The organism is Leminorella richardii (assembly GCF_900478135.1).
Taxonomy (GTDB): Bacteria; Pseudomonadota; Gammaproteobacteria; order Enterobacterales; family Enterobacteriaceae; genus Leminorella; species Leminorella richardii.
On the sequence record NZ_LS483470.1, the window covers coordinates 3,678,112 to 3,694,930 of the forward strand.

At 56.0% G+C, this 16,819-nt stretch carries 13 protein-coding genes; 10 read left to right on the forward strand and 3 right to left on the reverse strand.

The genetic code is table 11. The annotated features are described in order from the left end of the window. The first annotated feature begins 120 nt into the window (after positions 1-120). From DQM29_RS16685 to DQM29_RS16710, 6 genes are all read left to right on the forward strand, one after another. The gene (locus tag DQM29_RS16685; RefSeq protein ID WP_111741716.1) at positions 121-834 is read left to right on the forward strand and encodes a DUF1266 domain-containing protein; all 714 of its coding nucleotides are present in this window, start codon (positions 121-123) and stop codon (positions 832-834) included. Continuing rightward, positions 831-3,551, forward strand: a complete 2,721-nt coding sequence (locus DQM29_RS16690; protein WP_111741717.1) for a hypothetical protein — start codon at positions 831-833, stop codon at positions 3,549-3,551. The genes DQM29_RS16685 and DQM29_RS16690 overlap by 4 nt, the downstream gene beginning before the upstream one ends. Before the next feature lie 41 nt (positions 3,552-3,592). Next, the gene (locus tag DQM29_RS16695) at positions 3,593-4,672 is read left to right on the forward strand and encodes a tartrate dehydrogenase (protein ID WP_111741718.1); all 1,080 of its coding nucleotides are present in this window, start codon (positions 3,593-3,595) and stop codon (positions 4,670-4,672) included. A 328-nt stretch (positions 4,673-5,000) separates the two neighbouring features. Continuing rightward, the gene (locus tag DQM29_RS16700) at positions 5,001-6,449 is read left to right on the forward strand and encodes an NAD-dependent succinate-semialdehyde dehydrogenase (protein ID WP_111741719.1); all 1,449 of its coding nucleotides are present in this window, start codon (positions 5,001-5,003) and stop codon (positions 6,447-6,449) included. Positions 6,450-6,731: 282 nt separating this feature from the next. Then, positions 6,732-7,049, forward strand: a complete 318-nt coding sequence (locus DQM29_RS16705) for a helix-turn-helix domain-containing protein (RefSeq protein ID WP_111741720.1) — start codon at positions 6,732-6,734, stop codon at positions 7,047-7,049. Further along, positions 7,039-8,301, forward strand: coding sequence for a type II toxin-antitoxin system HipA family toxin (locus tag DQM29_RS16710; RefSeq protein ID WP_111741721.1), 1,263 nt, complete (start codon positions 7,039-7,041; stop codon positions 8,299-8,301). Before DQM29_RS16705 ends, DQM29_RS16710 begins: the two co-directional genes overlap by 11 nt. A 94-nt stretch (positions 8,302-8,395) precedes the next feature. Here DQM29_RS16710 and DQM29_RS16715 read toward each other — a convergent pair whose 3' ends face one another. Both DQM29_RS16715 and DQM29_RS16720 read right to left on the reverse strand, forming a co-directional pair. Then, the gene (locus DQM29_RS16715) at positions 8,396-9,745 is read right to left on the reverse strand and encodes an NCS2 family permease (protein ID WP_111741722.1); all 1,350 of its coding nucleotides are present in this window, start codon (positions 9,743-9,745) and stop codon (positions 8,396-8,398) included. 2 nt (positions 9,746-9,747) lie between these two features. Continuing rightward, entirely contained in the window at positions 9,748-11,553 is a 1,806-nt protein-coding gene (locus DQM29_RS16720; protein ID WP_111741723.1) for an adenine deaminase, read from the reverse strand. A gap of 125 nt (positions 11,554-11,678) precedes the next feature. On the opposite strand from DQM29_RS16720, the gene DQM29_RS16725 reads away from it, so the two are divergent. The 3 genes from DQM29_RS16725 to DQM29_RS16735 all read left to right on the forward strand — a co-directional run bounded on the left by DQM29_RS16725 (position 11,679) and on the right by DQM29_RS16735 (position 14,007). Further along, entirely contained in the window at positions 11,679-12,599 is a 921-nt protein-coding gene (locus tag DQM29_RS16725; RefSeq protein ID WP_111741724.1) for a LysR family transcriptional regulator, read from the forward strand. Positions 12,600-12,725: 126 nt separating this feature from the next. Then, positions 12,726-13,334: a DUF4286 family protein gene (locus DQM29_RS16730; RefSeq protein ID WP_111741725.1), complete on the forward strand. Its 609-nt coding sequence runs from the start codon at positions 12,726-12,728 to the stop codon at positions 13,332-13,334. Between the two features lie 292 nt (positions 13,335-13,626). Further along, positions 13,627-14,007 carry a VOC family protein gene (locus DQM29_RS16735; protein ID WP_111741726.1) on the forward strand — a complete coding sequence of 127 codons (381 nt, stop codon included), beginning with the start codon at positions 13,627-13,629 and terminating at the stop codon, positions 14,005-14,007. 4 nt (positions 14,008-14,011) lie between these two features. Here DQM29_RS16735 and DQM29_RS16740 read toward each other — a convergent pair whose 3' ends face one another. After that, a complete protein-coding gene (locus tag DQM29_RS16740; RefSeq protein ID WP_111741727.1) occupies positions 14,012-14,659 on the reverse strand; it encodes an AraC family transcriptional regulator in 648 nt (215 codons plus the stop codon). A gap of 173 nt (positions 14,660-14,832) precedes the next feature. Here DQM29_RS16740 and DQM29_RS16745 point away from each other — a divergent pair, with 173 nt between their 5' ends. Then, positions 14,833-16,776 carry a sigma 54-interacting transcriptional regulator gene (locus DQM29_RS16745; RefSeq protein WP_170126565.1) on the forward strand — a complete coding sequence of 648 codons (1,944 nt, stop codon included), beginning with the start codon at positions 14,833-14,835 and terminating at the stop codon, positions 16,774-16,776. Positions 16,777-16,819 lie beyond the last annotated feature (43 nt).

Genomic DNA, 16,819 nt, shown 5'->3' on the forward strand with positions numbered 1-16,819 from the left:
AGGCCTATGTGATAACAGTATACGTCATCATTGACAACACATTTTTCGCCCCGACTTTGTTCACCCTTTGTTCTGTAGTAGTATCCAAAAAATAATCTTCATCCTCAGAGTTGCGAATTGATGGACCAACTACACCAACACTGGCTGTTTGCCCTTTCGGCACCGATGGCGGCGATGAATCTGGACTACGGCGCTACCTATACTGCCCCTAACTTATATCCTAACAGTAAAAAAGTAGATCTTACGGACAGCTGGGATATTGACTCCAAATCCGCCCTTATCGATACCGTTACCCGCATGGTTGACGACGGTCATGCCGAGAATCTGTCTTCCCCCTACTACCTGTGGCACCGCCTAACGCCCAGTCGCTGGAAAGAATACTGTCTCCATCAGGAAGCTGCGCGTCGACCTCTGCTGGAATTTATTGCCAGCACCGCCATGGTGTGTGGCGACGGAGGTATCCGCGCTTGGGATCTTAGCCGAATGGGCTTTTTATGCCGCATTGGTGTCCTTAACGGCTGGCTGACCGAAGAGGAAAGCCTGTGGTTTCAAAGCCGCATTGCCCGTCGCGCGCGCCACTACTACGCAAACTGGCAGACCTACGCGTCAGGCTTTATCATCGGTCGCTCTTACTGGCTGTCGCTGAGAGAAGAAGACCCTACGCTTAAGCCCTGTGCTCTCAACAATCAAGGGCTACAGGCCAGCAATGTGAACGTATGCAATCGGCTTCTGGGCGGAGAAGACAGCCCCTATCAGCGTCTTCCCTGGGATATTGATATGGAACAGATAGACATGGAAAAGCCTGATTCTCTGGCGGAGGTCGATTGGCAATGAGTCTGAACTGCTGGGAAATTTTGGGCATTGAGCCAACTGACGACAGAGATGCTATTCGCGACGCCTACCGCAAAAAGCTGCCGGAGCACCATCCAGAAAAAGATCCTGAGGGATTCAAAAACCTCCGATTGGCTTATGAAGAGGCCAATAAAAACGCGCAGGCCGCTTTTAAGCCCGTGTCCGTACGTGTCGAGACGCCTACGTCGCTAAAAGATCTCGCTCAAGATCAAGACAAAGAAAACGGTGAAACTCAGGCAGGTTCCGCATCCAATAAGCAACCTTCTGAAATCGATAGCGTGCTGGAAGCCCTTAGCCAACTGCTTCAAGCGCCGGAAAAGCGCTATGAGCCGCTGGCGTGGCACGAGTTTATCCAACATCTGGATAGCCACTCTATCAGCGTTGTCAATCAGCTGTGCTGGCCGCTGCTGGACGTATTGGAGGACGCCGAGAATATTTCTAAAACCTGCGCGCGCCTGCTCTCCGAGCGGCTGCGCTGGAAGCAGCGCCTTAGTGAGCTGTCCGGCGAGCGGATGGAACTCGTCGAGCGTTATCTCAACTTTCTGGATAAAGACGACTTCTTTGACATGACGCAGCTGTCGAGCCTGCCTCTGGCAGCTCAAGATGCGATCGTCAGCCATATCGAAACCATTCACTATCTGTTCTGGGAGCGACCAACGTGGATGCTCAGCGCCTATCTGGATCAGCACCACGCCGTATACTGGCCGGACTCACCCGAGCTGATGCTGCTTCGCTGTCGCTGGTACACCCATGCCGGAATTGCCGACGAAGGGTTAATGGCCTATAGCCTGCGGCAGATGACCAACAATCCAGAAGATATTGACTGGCTCTGGCTTTATGCCTCGCAGTGCGCCCTGTGTGGTCACAACGAGCGAGCTCTGCCGTTCTGGATCCGCCTGCACGACATGGAAAGCCACGCAGGTTCAGAGGCTTGGCTGCTTTCCTGGAGTCAGGAATTTGCGCCGGAAAGGCTGCCTCTGCTGATACAGGCACTGGATCGCCCCCAATACCCCAGCCCGCAGAGCATTACTGCCGACTCACCGGCGCAAAGCTATCTGACCCGTGTACAAACGGGCAAAACACTGCTGCGCTGGAGTGAAGCCTCTTTACTCAATTTGCCGCCAGTCGCTGCCGACTACGTTCTTTGGCGAACAACCGAAAGCCCTCAGACTGCTATTTTGCGCCACCTTATCGCCGAAAACGGCAGCGATCCGCTGCTGCGCCTGTATCGCCACGCTGCGATGCTGCACCTTGGCGACGAAGCTCTGCTACAGCAGATTATTGATGAACCACTCCCTGACAGCCCGCTGGACGCGTTTATCCTCCGCGAGCTTCAGCGTCAGGCAGAAGAAAACCGAAGCTGGCTGCAAACATCGAATGTCATTGCCGCTTTTACCCAGTGGCTGTTTAGCGAAGCCTCAGAACCAGTACCTGAGCTGTTTGCCGACAAGGAGGGTGACGCTTTCCTACAGGCGTTGAGCTGGATACGCCGCTGCCCTTGGCTGAGTGAATCTCAGTTAAGAAAGCTGACGGAAAGCGAGGCGTTTGGTGGAAACCTAGACATCGTAACTGATTGGATCAGCTTCATTACCCTGAGTAACAGCAAACCGCTGCCCGCTCGTAATCAGAATGAATACGACTGGGAGTGGGCTCGTAAACGCTATGCGCTGGTATTGCTGTTGGAAACGCCGGCTGAAGCACTGCCGATGCTGCACCGCGTGCGCGATCTTACCGTTGAGGCAGATCACCCGCTGTACGTGCTGTGGCACCGAGTATCAACGCTCAGCGATGACAAAGTATCGTTGATTGATCAGTACCGCGACGGTCTTAATCTGTCTAACATTCTGGAATATCACTCATGGACGCGCCTGCCCATTACGCCGGAGCAGTATCTCGCCAACGATCAAACAACGACGTCCTACTCGGCTGACCACTTCTACCTCAGCAGCGCCACGTGGCGCGATCGCATCTGGCGATCGAACAACTATCACCAGCTGGTGTTCTACGCGGCCTGCGCCTACTGTGGCCACAATAGCCCGGTTGAGCGCTTTACCAAGATCATGCAAGAGCTGGATCTGAACAAAGAGCAGGAAACCGCCATGCGCGACGCGCTGATTGGGCTCAAGCCCTATGCGTTTGCGCAAAACGTTCGCCACCCGACGCTGCTGATTTTGCTAAACGAAACCGTCGCGCTGCGTAAAAACGAAGGCTATTCAATGCCTCCTGAACGACAAAAAGTGCTGTCTGACTGCATGCTTAATGAAAAAGAGGACATCACGCTACGTCTGGCGGCAAAGCTGTTACTTCAAGAAGCGCGTCTGAGAAATACCCGCTCAGGGGCGAACAAAAAGCCCAGTCGGTTCTGGCAGTTCTGGCGTTTTAATACACGCCTCTGTCGCAGCGGCTATCTGGCACAAACCGTTGTCGGTACGCTCGCCGCCTACTTTATCTCCGCGGCCGCCATCAGCCTCTCCTCTGACATCGACGGACAGTTTCTGTTCGCCATTATGCTCCTGTTCAACTGCATTAGCGCCAACGTCAGACGGATTAACGACATCGGGCTCAGCCTGTTTCCCGCCGCTGGCCTGTTTATTCTGATTTCTGTTCTTTCCCCGGCAGCCTTACTTTTACTGCTAATACCGGGGACATCGTCATCCACCTACGCCGGCCCACCGCCGCAAAGGTGGTTTAATCTCTGACCTAAAACAGTCCTGACGCTGTCAGGAAAGCGAGGCGCCCGATGAGAAAAACGTACAGAATTGCCGCCATTCCCGGCGACGGTATCGGCAAAGAAGTGTTACCGGAGGGCATCCGCGTACTGCAAGCGGCAGCCAAACGTTGGGATCTCGACCTCTCTTTCGAGACCTTTGAGTGGGCCAGCTGCGACTACTACGAGCAGCACCAGAAGATGATGCCGGACGACTGGTTTGAGATCTTAAAGCCGTTCGACGCCATCTACTTCGGCGCAGTCGGCTGGCCAGATCGGGTGCCGGACCATATTTCTCTCTGGGGCTCGCTGCTGAAGTTTCGACGCGAGTTCGATCAGTACGTCAACCTCAGGCCGGTTCGGCTGTTCCCCGGCGTGCCCTGCCCGCTGGCGAATAAAAAGCCCGGCGACATCGATTTCTACGTGGTGCGAGAGAACACCGAAGGGGAGTATTCCTCCCTCGGCGGCCGCATGTTTGAAGGCACTGACCGCGAATTTGTGGTGCAGGAATCCATCTTCAGCCGCCACGGCGTCGACCGCATTCTGAAGTTCGCCTTTGAACTGGCGCAAACTCGCCCGAGAAAGCTTCTGACCTCGGCCACCAAGTCCAACGGCATGGCGATCAGCATGCCCTACTGGGACGAGCGTCTGGCGCTGATGGCGAAAAACTATCCGGAGATCCGCTGGGACAAACAGCACATCGATATTCTCTGCGCCCGCTTTGTGCTGAACCCGGAGCGCTTTGACGTGGTAGTGGCCTCCAACCTGTTCGGCGACATCCTTTCCGACCTCGGCCCGGCCTGCGCGGGTACCATCGGCATCGCGCCGTCGGCCAACATCAACCCGGAGCGTAACTTCCCGTCGATGTTTGAACCGGTACACGGTTCAGCGCCTGACATCTACGGCCAGAACATCGCCAACCCCATAGCCACTGTCTGGACCGGCGCTATGATGCTGGACTTCCTTGGCGACGGCGACGAACGCTACCGCGCCGCCCACGATGGCATTCTCCACGCCATCGAGCAGACCATTGCCAGCGGCCCCAAAACTCGCGACCTTGGAGGAAAAGCCTCCACTCAGGACGTTGGCAAAGCGATCGCCGAGCTGTTATAGGGCTCACAGCGCCGTCGGATTGGGATGGGCTATTCTTAGTGGATAATCTGAGAGTGATGACAAATCCATTAAATCAACTTCAGAGGATATTCCGGCCGAAAATACAACATACTTATATCACCATCGTGCTCGGCCGGAAGAGCGCCTGTATTTGAGCCCAGAGAGCGGCGGGCATAGCCTTCCTACGGGCACTTCGTTGGCTTACGCCAAGTCGGCCCCAACGGAAGACTCTCCCGCCGTTTGATTCCGCTGACTTTAATTCAAGACCTTTGTCAGCAATCTGGACCACTGTTAGCGAATAGCCTTAATTTCAAACGGAGGTCTTTTCATGCAGTTAAGCGATCCTGCGCTGTTTAAACAGCACGCGTTTATCAACGGCATCTGGCTTTCTGCCGCGAGCCAAAAAAGCCTCGACGTCACCAATCCAGCTACCGGCGAACGGCTCGGTCAGGTTCCCGATATGGATGAAAACGACACGCTGCTGGCCGTTGAAGCCGCTAGGCTGGCTCTGATCGGTTGGCGAGCGCTGCCCGCTCAGCGTCGTGCCGCCCTGCTGCGAGACTGGTTTGAGCTGATGTTAGCCCACAGCAAAGACCTCGCTATGATAATGACGCTGGAGCAGGGAAAGCCGCTGGCCGAAGCGGAAGGCGAGATCCGCTACGCCGCCTCGTTTATTGAGTGGTTTGCGGAGCAGGCCAAGCGCACGAATGGCGAAGTCATCCCCTCTCCGTCACCGGATCGTCGGCTCATGGTCATAAAACAGCCGGTCGGCGTGTGTGCCGCCATTACGCCGTGGAACTTCCCTTCCGCCATGATTACCCGCAAGGCCGCGCCCGCGCTGGCGGCGGGCTGCACCATGGTTATTCGCCCCGCCTCCGAAACGCCCTTCTCGGCGCTGGCAATGGCGGAACTGGCCTCTCGCGCCGGCATCCCTGCGGGCGTCATCAACGTAATAACCGGGCGTTCTGGCCCCATCGGCGGTGTGCTGACAACGCACCCGGAAGTACGCAAGCTGACCTTTACCGGCTCAACAGAAGTCGGACGGCTGCTGATGCGCCAGTGCGCCGACAGCGTAAAAAAGCTATCTCTTGAACTGGGCGGCAACGCGCCGTTTATCGTCTTTGACGACGCGGATCTCGAGGCGGCGGTAGAAGGCGCCATTGCCGCCAAGTTTCGCAACGGCGGGCAAACCTGCGTATGCGCCAACCGCTTTTACATCCAGCGCGGCATCTATCCAAAATTTACCGGCCTTTTCACGCAAAGAGTGCGAGAGCTCAACGTTGGCAACGGCCTGCACGAGGGCGTTGATATCGGGCCGTTGATTAACGCCAGTGCGGTAGAAAAAGTGAACGAGCTGGTAGCAGACGCCGTCTCCCGAGGCGCTCACGTGCTGACGGGTAATACTCCCCACCCGCTGGGCGGCAACTTTATGGTGCCGACGGTACTCGGCAACGTGCGCCCCGGCTCTCGCGTGCTGGAGGAAGAAATCTTTGGCCCCGTCGCCCCGCTGGTGGTGTTTGACGACGAAGAGGAATCCGTCAAGCTGGCAAACGACACCATCTACGGTCTGGCGGCCTACTTTTACAGCCAAAACGCCGCCCGCCTGTGGCGCGTGGGCGAGGCGCTGGAATACGGCATGGTGGGCATCAATACCGGGCTGATTTCCAACGAAGTCGCCCCGTTCGGCGGCGTCAAGCAGTCCGGCCTCGGTCGCGAAGGCTCCGCGCACGGCATTGATGAGTATTTGGAGATGAAGTATTTGTGTCAGGGGGTTTGAAGTTACCCCCATGTAGCTCAAAAATGGGTACTCTGACCGCTGTAGGCTCGTGCCTTGGCGGTCATTTTATTTTTCTATTTCCCACGTTTTGCGATCCATTTCCAGACTCTGCATTTCTTTTTCTATCAAAGTATCTATATCTATAGGTCTCCTCCTAGGAAGCAGTTAGCATCAAAGGGGAAGCTTACACACTCAGCGCTCAAGGATGATCTTTATATCCAACGCATATAAATCTATAATAATAGGAGTTATCTTAAAAATTTCATTATAAACACCATTATTATGGATTTATCAATCAAGAAGCCCAGTGAAATAGTCAAACTTCTGTGTGAGCGTTTACGTAAGGAACGCATCACTCTACAGATGACTCAGTCTGATGTGGCAGTCAGAGCAGGTGTGGGCGTCAATACCGTTTCCAATCTGGAATCGGGCCGAAACATTAGTTTTGAAAGTCTCGTAAGAGTGGCGATGGTCTTGGGCCGTAGCAAAGAGCTGGAAGCGTTATTCAAACCAAAGCTAGAGAGCCTCGACGACCTTCGTCGTTATGAAAAGAATGTAAGTCGCCAGCGTATAAAAAAGAGGAACCCGCATGATAAATAGTGTCGACGTTTACTACGAAGGATGGGGTGAACATTGGCTCTGGGGAACCCTTGCAAGCACAACGGCTTTAACCGGACGGCCTCTGATTCTGTTTGAATATAGCCAGACTGCAATTGAGAAAGATCTTGAGCTTTCTGCCCTAACTTTGCCGTTAGAAGGTCAGCGGCTACGCCGAGATTTCCCAACACATCAGATGGGGCTGCCCGGACCGGTTTATGATTCCCTACCTGATGGCTGGGGAATGCTGCTGATGGATCGGCTATTCAAACAGCGCGGATTGAATATCGCCCGCATTAGCCCTCTGGATAGACTGACGTATATTGGCAGCAATGCAATGGGAGCCATGACGTTTGTCCCCGCCCAGCCGGAGACGCTACCTGTAACAGAAGATATTCCGATTAGTCAGCTCGCTTCTGAAGTGCAGGAATTTCTTGATGGTGAAGGGGGAAAATTCTTATACAGGCTTCTTCAAATGGGAGGATCCCCGCAGGGCGCACGCCCAAAGGCGCTGCTGTATCGCGATATAGCAAGCAGTCGTTTCACTACCTCATCAATCGCAGGCCAGGAACCATGGCTAATCAAGTTCCCAGCCAGACAGGAGCACCCCGAAGTTTGCGCCATTGAAATGATATATGCTCACTGCCTGCGTGAATGCGGCATTCCTACTTCGGAAACCGAATATTTTGAACTGCCTAATGGACTATCGGCATTCGCGACAAAAAGGTTTGATAGGCATCTGGGTATGCGGGTTCCGATGCAAAGTCTTGCCGCTTTCACTGGCGCAGATTATCAGATTGCCGGATCGCTGGACTACACCAGCTTTTTACGAGCAACGCAGATATGTACCAATGACGTGAGTGAGAAAATACGCGCCTTTGAACGTGTCGTTTTTAACGTGATCTTCAATAACCGGGACGACCACCCTAAAAACTTTGCGTATATTATGTCTTCAAGCGGTGAATGGGCGCTGGCTCCCGCCTTTGATGTTACATATTGCGACGGCCCCGGCGGATATCATCAAATGGACGTGATGGGAGAAGCGCTCAATATCAGCCGTGAGCAGATAGTCAAACTGGGTACACAAGAAGCCGAACTTTCAGAGCCTGAAGTAAGTCAGATCGTTGAGCGAATATCTGATGTCGCCGCTGGGTTCACCAAAAAGGCCAGAGCCATACTTCCGGGGGGAATCACCCACAATACGCTTGACTACATCCAGTCCCAGATTGATTGTAATATCAATCGGCTGCGGTAGAGACTGTTAGCGTTCTGATTCATTCAGCCAGCGATTTTATAACGTTATTTAAAAGCGCCTGTACAAACAGGCGCCTCTAGTCTCAATATCGTTCTTAATGCTTCACCAGCGTCGCAAAATAGTAAACCAGCGGAACGGCAAGTATCCACAGGCCCAGCGGGATTTCTTTCCACTTGCCGGCAATGGCTTTAATCACGATATAGAACAGCAGACCTCCGGCGATACCGGTGCCGAAGCTGTTAGCAATCAGGGTGATCATCACCATCATCAGCACCGGCAGCCCGTCAGTGAAATTCCCCAAATCCACTTTGCGCAGGCCGCTGAACATATTCAGGCCGATAAGGATCAGCGCCGGAGCGGTGGCCTCTTTCGGGATCATCAGCGCCACCGGAGTAAACAGCAGCATCAGCAGGAACATCACCGCCGCCGACAGCGCCGTTAAGCCGGTTTTACCGCCCGCTTCGGCTGCCGCCGAGGATTCAATCAGCGCGGTAGCGGCCGGAATGCCAAGCCACGGGCCAATCGCCGCCGCAATCGAGTCAACCACAAACGGACGGTTGATGTTCGGCATATTGCCTTCTTCATCCAACAGGCCCGCCTCGCCGCCTACCGCCAGCGTGGTGCCCATAGTGGAAAAGAACTCCGAGGCGAAAAAGACAAACAGAAACGGCAGGAAGGCGATGTTCAGCGCGCCAATCATGTCTATCTGTGCAAAAACCGGCGTCAAAGAATGGGGCATATCGATAAAGCTGCCCGGCAGCTTGGTCACGCCCATAGGAATACCGATCAGAGTCGCAAACAGAATCGCCCACAGAATGGAGCCGGGGATCTTACGCGCCTGCAAAGCAATGGCAAGGAACAGGCCACACAGCGCCACCAGCGCGCCGGGAGAGAGGAAGTCCCCCAGCATCAGCGCGTTGGTTTTGGCGTTCGCCAGCACCAGCCCGGCGTTGCGAAAGCCAAGCACGGCGACAAACAGGCCGATAGAGGCCGTCAGCCCCAGCTTGATGGACTGCGGCACCGAGCGGGTGACCACTTCGCGCAGGCCGAATTTGGTCAGCAGAAAGAATAACACCCCGGACCAGCAGGCAATGCCGAGGCCGACCTGCCAGCCGATGCCTTCACTGCCCGCCAGCGTTACGCCCACCAGCACCGAACCACCGATGCCCGGCCCGACGATAAACGGCAGGTTGGCATAGAACGCCATCAGCAGCGTGCCGCCGACAAACACCAAAATAGTACCGGTAGTCGCCGCGCCCTTATCCATCCCGCCGACCGCCAGCAGGCCAGGGATAACTACCAGCAGATAGGCAGCGGCGAGAAAGCCGGTAATACCTGCGAGGCACTCCGTGCGCACCGAGCTACCGCGAGAGTACAGGGCAAAGCGGCGCTCCAGCCAGCTTCCCTGCGTGGATGTTGATGCGTGAAGGGTATTATCGGCCATGCTCAAGCTCCCTGATGATTATTGTTGTGATATTCCGGGGTTTCCCGGCAGTCAATCAGCGGGTCGACAATTTGGCGAGTGGTGCCATCGGTCAAACCCAAATCGGTCAAATGCGGCCCAGCGTTGCAGGCAAGGCAGGTGCCTTCAATCGCCTTGAATACCCGGTACGGCGGCTCCCAGTCGGCCACTTTGGCGCTTAAGTCGCGAAGCTCGCGGAATTGCTTAGCCAGCTCTGGCGCAGGCAGGTCTGACAGCATGCCGGCAATCGGCATGGCCACGTGAGCCAGAATGTTGCCCTGCTGCGACAGCGCCATACCGCCGCCGGAAGCGATAAGCCGGTTAGCCGCTAGCGCCATGTCTTGCGCATCGCGCCCCAGCACCACCAGGTTATGCGAGTCGTGAGAATAGCTGGTGGCAATTGCGCCGCGCAGTTCTCCCCAGCCTTCCAGCAGGGAAATTTGCGGAGCCGCCTCGTGTCGACCGTGGCGGTGTTTAACCCAAATCAGGCTGAAACCGTCAGGCAGTTGGACTTCTCCGTCACGAACCTGCACCTCGATCTCTCCCCACTGGGTAAAGCGCGCGCCGCGAATGTGCCGTAGGCGAGCAACACCGTGGTTAATCCCCGCCACGCGTAGAACAAAATCGTCAGCGCTAAGCGGCGCAACTTGCAGGGTGTCGCGCGGTGGTTTAACCCCCGCAGCAGCAGCGATGGGCTGCAGCAGAGCGCCATCGCGGGCAATCAGCTTCCCAGCGACAAACACTTCACGCGCCTTTAGATTTTCCAAAGAGTCAAAGACCACCAGATCCGCACGGCGCCCGGCGGCAATCAGTCCAAGGTCGTTACGCTGGAGGCGGATCGCCGCGTTAAGCGTCGCGAAACGCAGCACATCAGTCGCCGAGAGTCCGTGTTCAATCAGCAGGTTAAGCAGAGCGATAATGCCGCCTTTTTCCAGCAGCATGTCCGGCGGCACATCGTCGGTACAGACAGTAATTTGCGAAGAGAGGTGCGGCAGCGTTTTCAGCGCATTAACGATGTCCGGCAGCAGGTACGGATGTGAACCGCGAATTTCCAGCGTCAGCCCAGCGCGCAGCTTTTCCAGCGCGTCCTCCGCAGAGGTCAGCTCATGGTCGGAGGTCACTCCGGCAGCAAGATAGGCCTGTAAATCCGCCCCGCTCAGCCCGCGGGCGTGGCCTTCAATCAGCTTTCCGCTGTCGAGGCCTGCCTGGAGGATTTCCTGCATCCGATCGCTGCCGTGCAGCACGCCGTGCATATCCATCACTTCAGCGACGCCGCACACTTCTGGCCACGCCAGCATGGTTTCCATTTCGGCCCCAGCAAAGTCCGCGCCGGACATCTCCAGTCCCGGAGTGGACGGCACGCTGGAGGGGGCAGCCACCATCACCTGTAGCGGTAAATCTCGGCTAGCGGCAACCGCGTAGCGTACGCCTTCAACCCCCAACACATTAGCCAGCTCATGGGGATCCCAAAAAACGGCGGTCGTACCCTGAGTGAGGACGATTTCCGCATAGCGTTCAGGCGGTAAATGCGAACTTTCAAGATGAACGTGGGTATCCATTAGCCCCGGCGACAAATAAGCGCCCTTTAGGGAATGGCTTTCACTCGCATCGGTGCGGCTATGTCGCGGGTGAACACTGGCAATCATCTCGCCAACTATACCCACATCAGCATCGCGGATTTCGCCGGTAACCATATCGACGACACGCGCGTCAGTCAGTAACAGATCAAAGGAGGATTCACCGCGCGCAGCCAGCACAGCGCGGCGGCGAGTTTCAACACTGCTGGACATAACAACTCTCACACAAGGATAATGGTGGACACTCTAGAGGCATAGCAAACGTTTGCCTAGATGATAAAATTTATCGCCCGATAAGCTCGGGTTATTCTGCGTGATAACCGTTAGCGGACAACGATATGACCGAACCCTGGCAGCGCCTGCCCGCGCTCTCCCTTAAGCAGCTACAATACTTCGTGACGCTGGCGCAGCTGCGCCATTTCACCGATACCGCTAGTCATCTGGCAATCAGCCAGCCGGCGCTGAGCAGCGCCCTGCGGCAAATAGAAACCGTGCTGGGAGGTAAGCTGGTTAATCGCACCGCCTCTGCCGTCACGCTAACCGAGCTGGGCGCAGCAATTTTACCGCACGCCCAGCGCGTACTGAGCGTCGCTCAGATGGCGTTTCAGGATATGCGGCAAATCGTCGAAGCCGGCGGCGACGGGACGGTACGTATCGGCCTAGTCCCTTCGGTCAGCTCTTTGCTATTTCCCCTGTTACCTCAGACCCTGACACAGGCCTTTCCACGCCTGAGAATAGAGTTTCACGACCAGACTAACGATGATCTTATCCGCGGGCTGCAAAACGGGAAAATTGACTTCGGCATCGGCGCTATCGACAGCTCCCTGCCCCCAGAACTACAGGTTTATCCGCTGCGGGAAGATCCCTTCGTTGCCGTGCTGCACCGTGACGATCCGCTGGCCGACAGGTCGCACCTGCCGTGGAAGCAGCTGGCGGGGCGCGACATTGCGGTGTTCTCGAAAGGAAATATCCGGCGCTTGGTCACGGCGCTGGCGGAAAGCCATCGCTTAACGCTGAATACGCGCTATCAGGTGGACTATATCGAAACCCTCTATGGCTTGGTGCGTTCACGGCTGGCGGTGGCGATTTTACCGGAGCTATACACTACCCACTTACAGGATCCCACGTTAAAACTCGCACAACTGCAACAGCCCGCACTGATGCGCACCGTAGCGCTCATGCGCGGGCCACAGGCGCTGCCGCCGCTGATAGAAGAGAGCTTTTCTTTGCTGTTAGAGGCATTGCGGGAAAAGGGATAGGGGAGCACTATTTGATAAGAGCGTCTTTGCCTGCGCTAAACTTTCCGGCCCGCCTTCCATAAAGAAAAAGAAATCCTTTCATTTGGCGGCCTCTTTGGATACCTACATTTTGGGATGGAACATTAATTGAATAAAACACCAACCGACGATGAACTAGACAGCGTTTTACTCGTAGAACTTCCAGGCATTCGCTGGACTGCCGATGACGCCCAAGCCGCTCGAAATCGCGTCATCACTATACCGTTGGATATCGTCACGGCGGTGGATCGAGAAGAGACCTGGGTATACGCAGCAATCGGCAATAGCGCGCGTCAAGGTGAGATCGCGTTAAGTGAGGAAACGCTAATTCGTGGACTGATTGGGGGAACGCCGAACCAGCATACGCCCGTAAGGATCCGCTCACTGCTTCGCATCAATGCTCTTGGCAGCGCCGAGCTAGGGCTGGCGCAGAAGTGGCACTATGTAGCGGAAACCGATATCCTCGATCACGCCGAGCATGAGTTCAACCAATGGTTTGATAAAGAGCATTTACCTTTGCTGGCCGCAATCCCAGGCACCCAGCAGGCACGCCGCTATAAGTCGAACGGATCGCCTCGCTATTTTACGTGTTACGACCTAGAAACCCGAGAAACGCATGGAAATGCACAGTGGCGGGCGGCGGCGTCCACGCCTTGGCGAAATAAGATGCATGAGAGTTTTTTAAACTCCAGAAGAACGATGTTTACTCGAATTTAGTTTCTGCGTGTCTTACCATCCCTCAGGTTCCTGACATCGGTTACGGCAAATTCCGTCAGCGCTCGGCATACTCTCCCCTTCGCCAACGTTGACGGACTAGCGGCTGCACAATCCATGAATCATTCACATACTCCCTTTCACCTGACGCTTATCACCCCCTATCATACGCTGATATAAAAGACTTCTGCCGCACTGAATCGGCCTTTCATTATTCAGCTGTCGTATTTATCCAATACGAAGCATCACTCCGCCAGTAAAGTACTGTTACTGAGAATGAACAGGAGTGCACATCATGCAGTTTGCCTACACGATTTTATATGTTGATGACGTCCCACAAATGATGGACTTTTATCACCGCGCCTTTGGGTTTGAGATCCACTTTTTACATGACAGTAAAGACTGGGGAGAATTGGCTACCGGCGCGACAAAGCTGTCATTTTGCTCCAGAAAACTTCTGGCGCAAACGGGAACAAAAGCGGGCAAGAGCGACCATCGCCAGCCCATTTTTGAAATCGCCTTTACGACAGACGACGTTCCGGCAGCGTTTAAGCGCGCGATAGATGCGGGTGCGATACTGGTTGAGGACGTGAAGGAAATGGACTGGGGTCAAACAATCAGCTATGTCGCAGACCCAGAAAACAACCTTGTCGAAATTTGTTCCGCAGTGGCGTAGCGGCTTAATCAAAGCCCGCACCAAAAGCCTGCTGCCAGCGCTCATTCGCGCTGAACGCAGCAGGCGTAACGCCCAACCAGAGCTGGAACTCCCGGTTCATATGCGACTGGTCACAGTAACCGCCATGCGCTGCAACGTCCGACAGCGAAACGGAATGAGAGCCCGATAGCATCGCTGCCGTTCTCCTCATTCGCAGTAGCCGCAGCCAGAACAGCGGGCTCTTCCCGGTCTTGCTTTTGACCACTCTCTCCAGCGTACGACGACTCACCCCTAGTTCCTGACTCGCCTGCGTCAAGCCGTTAAGTATCCGCAGCGCCTTTAGGGCTTCAGCAAGCTGCCCATCGACATGAACGGTATCGTGGATGATAGACAGTAGCGTCGGGTGATCCGGCGTTAGCCGTGGATCGCTGAGATAGTGCGACAGCTTGCTTTCATCAATAATGCAGTCCGGTCGGAACCGGAAACCGTCATACCGATCCCCGGCAGCGCTTTCTACTCCATATGCGCAGCTATCAAGCTCGGTGATATAGACTTCTGACCCACGGCCCGCACTGGTGATGAAAAGAAGATCCCGACAGCCGTCGGGAACGACAATTGCACTGGATTGTGTTCGGTAGTGAGCGCTCCAGCGTTCCACAATAAGCTGCTGCATGCCTTCTTCCTATAATGTGTTTCACCCATGCGAGTATTCTGCCTTTTTACCAGAAAGTGGGAAGAGAAAACAAACATCCGGTTCCTGACGCCAGTCACGGCAAATTACGTCAGCGACGGGCATACTTTTCCCCTTTATTTATTCACGTTGACGGATCGGCAGCGCCTCTACAGATGAACAGCTCACATATCCCCTTTCGCCTGACCCTGATTACCCCTTATCACACGCTGGCTGCGCTGGTCGTTCGACTAGCGCCGGAATACGGCTGCGAGGTTCACACCCTCGAAGCGGTGCTGGACGAAGTGTACCAGATCAGCGAACAGTGTCTGGCGCAGCAGCCGGAAGTGCTGCTCAGCCGAGGCGGTACGGCGGAATACCTGCGCTCGATGGTGCACGACGTGCCGGTGGTGGCGATAAAAACCGCGCCGCTGGACCTGCTCTGCGCGCTGCAGCCCTTTGCCCGCAGCGTTCGCCACGTGGCGTTTTTCAACTTTGGCGAATCGATGCCGGGCGTGGCTGACATCGCGCGGGCGCTGGACGTGCGCATCGACGAGTACGTGTTTCACACGCAGGAAGAAATGCAGGGCCAGCTGCTCCTTTCCCGGCAGCTAGGAGCCGACATGGCCGTCGGCGGGCAACTTACCGTCCGGCTGGCCGGCGAACTGAATTTCCCCTGCGCGCTGCTTGAGGCGGGAGAGCATTCAGTACGCCAGATACTGCAAGAAGCGGCCAATATCGCCGACGTTCGCCGCACGCTTTCGGCGCGATCCGCTCGGCTGAACACCATTCTCAACAACATCGCGCAGGGGATCATCGTCACCGACGAGCAGGACCGCATCTCGGTCATCAACCCCGCGGCAGAGCGCCTGCTGAACGTCGAAGCGGCTGACGCGTTGGGTAAGCCCGTTAGCGAGGTGATCCCATCATCCCGCGCGCCTCAGGTGCGCCAAAGCCGCCAGCGGGAACAGGGGGAGCTGCTAGAGACCGCAGGGCGCACGCTGATAGCCGACCGGGTGCCGATCCTTGACGATAGCCACTGCCTGGGCGTGGTCTGCACCTTTGCGGACAGCGGCCGCATTCAGCGAGCGGAGCAGCGGCTGCGCCATCAGATGCGCAACAAGGGTTTTGTCGCCCGCTACGACTTTGAAAACATTCTGACCGACGATCCCGCCATGCTGACGCTTAAATCGCTGGCGCAGACCTACGCCGCCGCCAACGCCACCGTGCTGATACAGGGTGAAACCGGCACCGGTAAGGAGCTGTTCGCACAGGGCATTCACCACGCCAGCCGCCGCGCCGAAGGGCCATTCGTGGCGATTAACTGCGCGGCGATCCCCGAATCGCTGCTGGAAAGCGAACTGTTCGGCTATGAAGAGGGCGCGTTTACCGGCGCGCGGCGCAGCGGCAAAGCGGGCATGTTCGAGCTGGCGCATCAGGGTACGCTGTTTCTAGACGAAGTCGGCGAACTGCCTCTGCCGCTTCAGGCACGCCTGCTGCGCGTTTTGCAGGAGCGAGAGGTCGTGCGCCTCGGCGGTACACAGGTGATCCCGGTGGACGTTCGCATTCTGTGCGCCACCCACAGAGATCTCGATCGGAGCGTGGCGGCGGGCGCTTTCCGTCAGGATCTGCTGTATCGCCTTAACGTCCTCTCGCTAAACGTCCCGCCTCTGCGCGAGCGGCGCGGCGATATTACACACCTCGCCCGCTATTTCCTGCACCAGCAGTTGAGCGATAAGCGCCTGACCCAGGCAGTGCTCGACGCCGTCAACGCGCTACTGGAACAGCACGACTGGCCGGGAAACCTGCGCGAGCTGCAAAACGTCGCGGAGCGGCTGGCGCTGTTTGTCACGCTGTATCCGCAGTCGGACTGGTGCGAGCGGCTTAGCGTCGTCTGGTCGCCGAACGCTCGGCGCAAGAATGACGCCGCGCTGCCGCTCTCTTTGGAAGGTAAATTCGGATCGCTAAAAGAGATGGTACGCGAGCTCGAACGGCAGATTATCCATCACTACCTGCGGCAAAACGGCAGCGATCAGACCCGCGTCGCCCGCCTGCTTGGCATCAGCAGGATGAGCCTGTGGCGGCGGATGCAGGAAGATAAGGCGGAAGATGAACGGTGATTTGATTCCTGTGAAAATAATGTATAAAATTTTATACAAATCA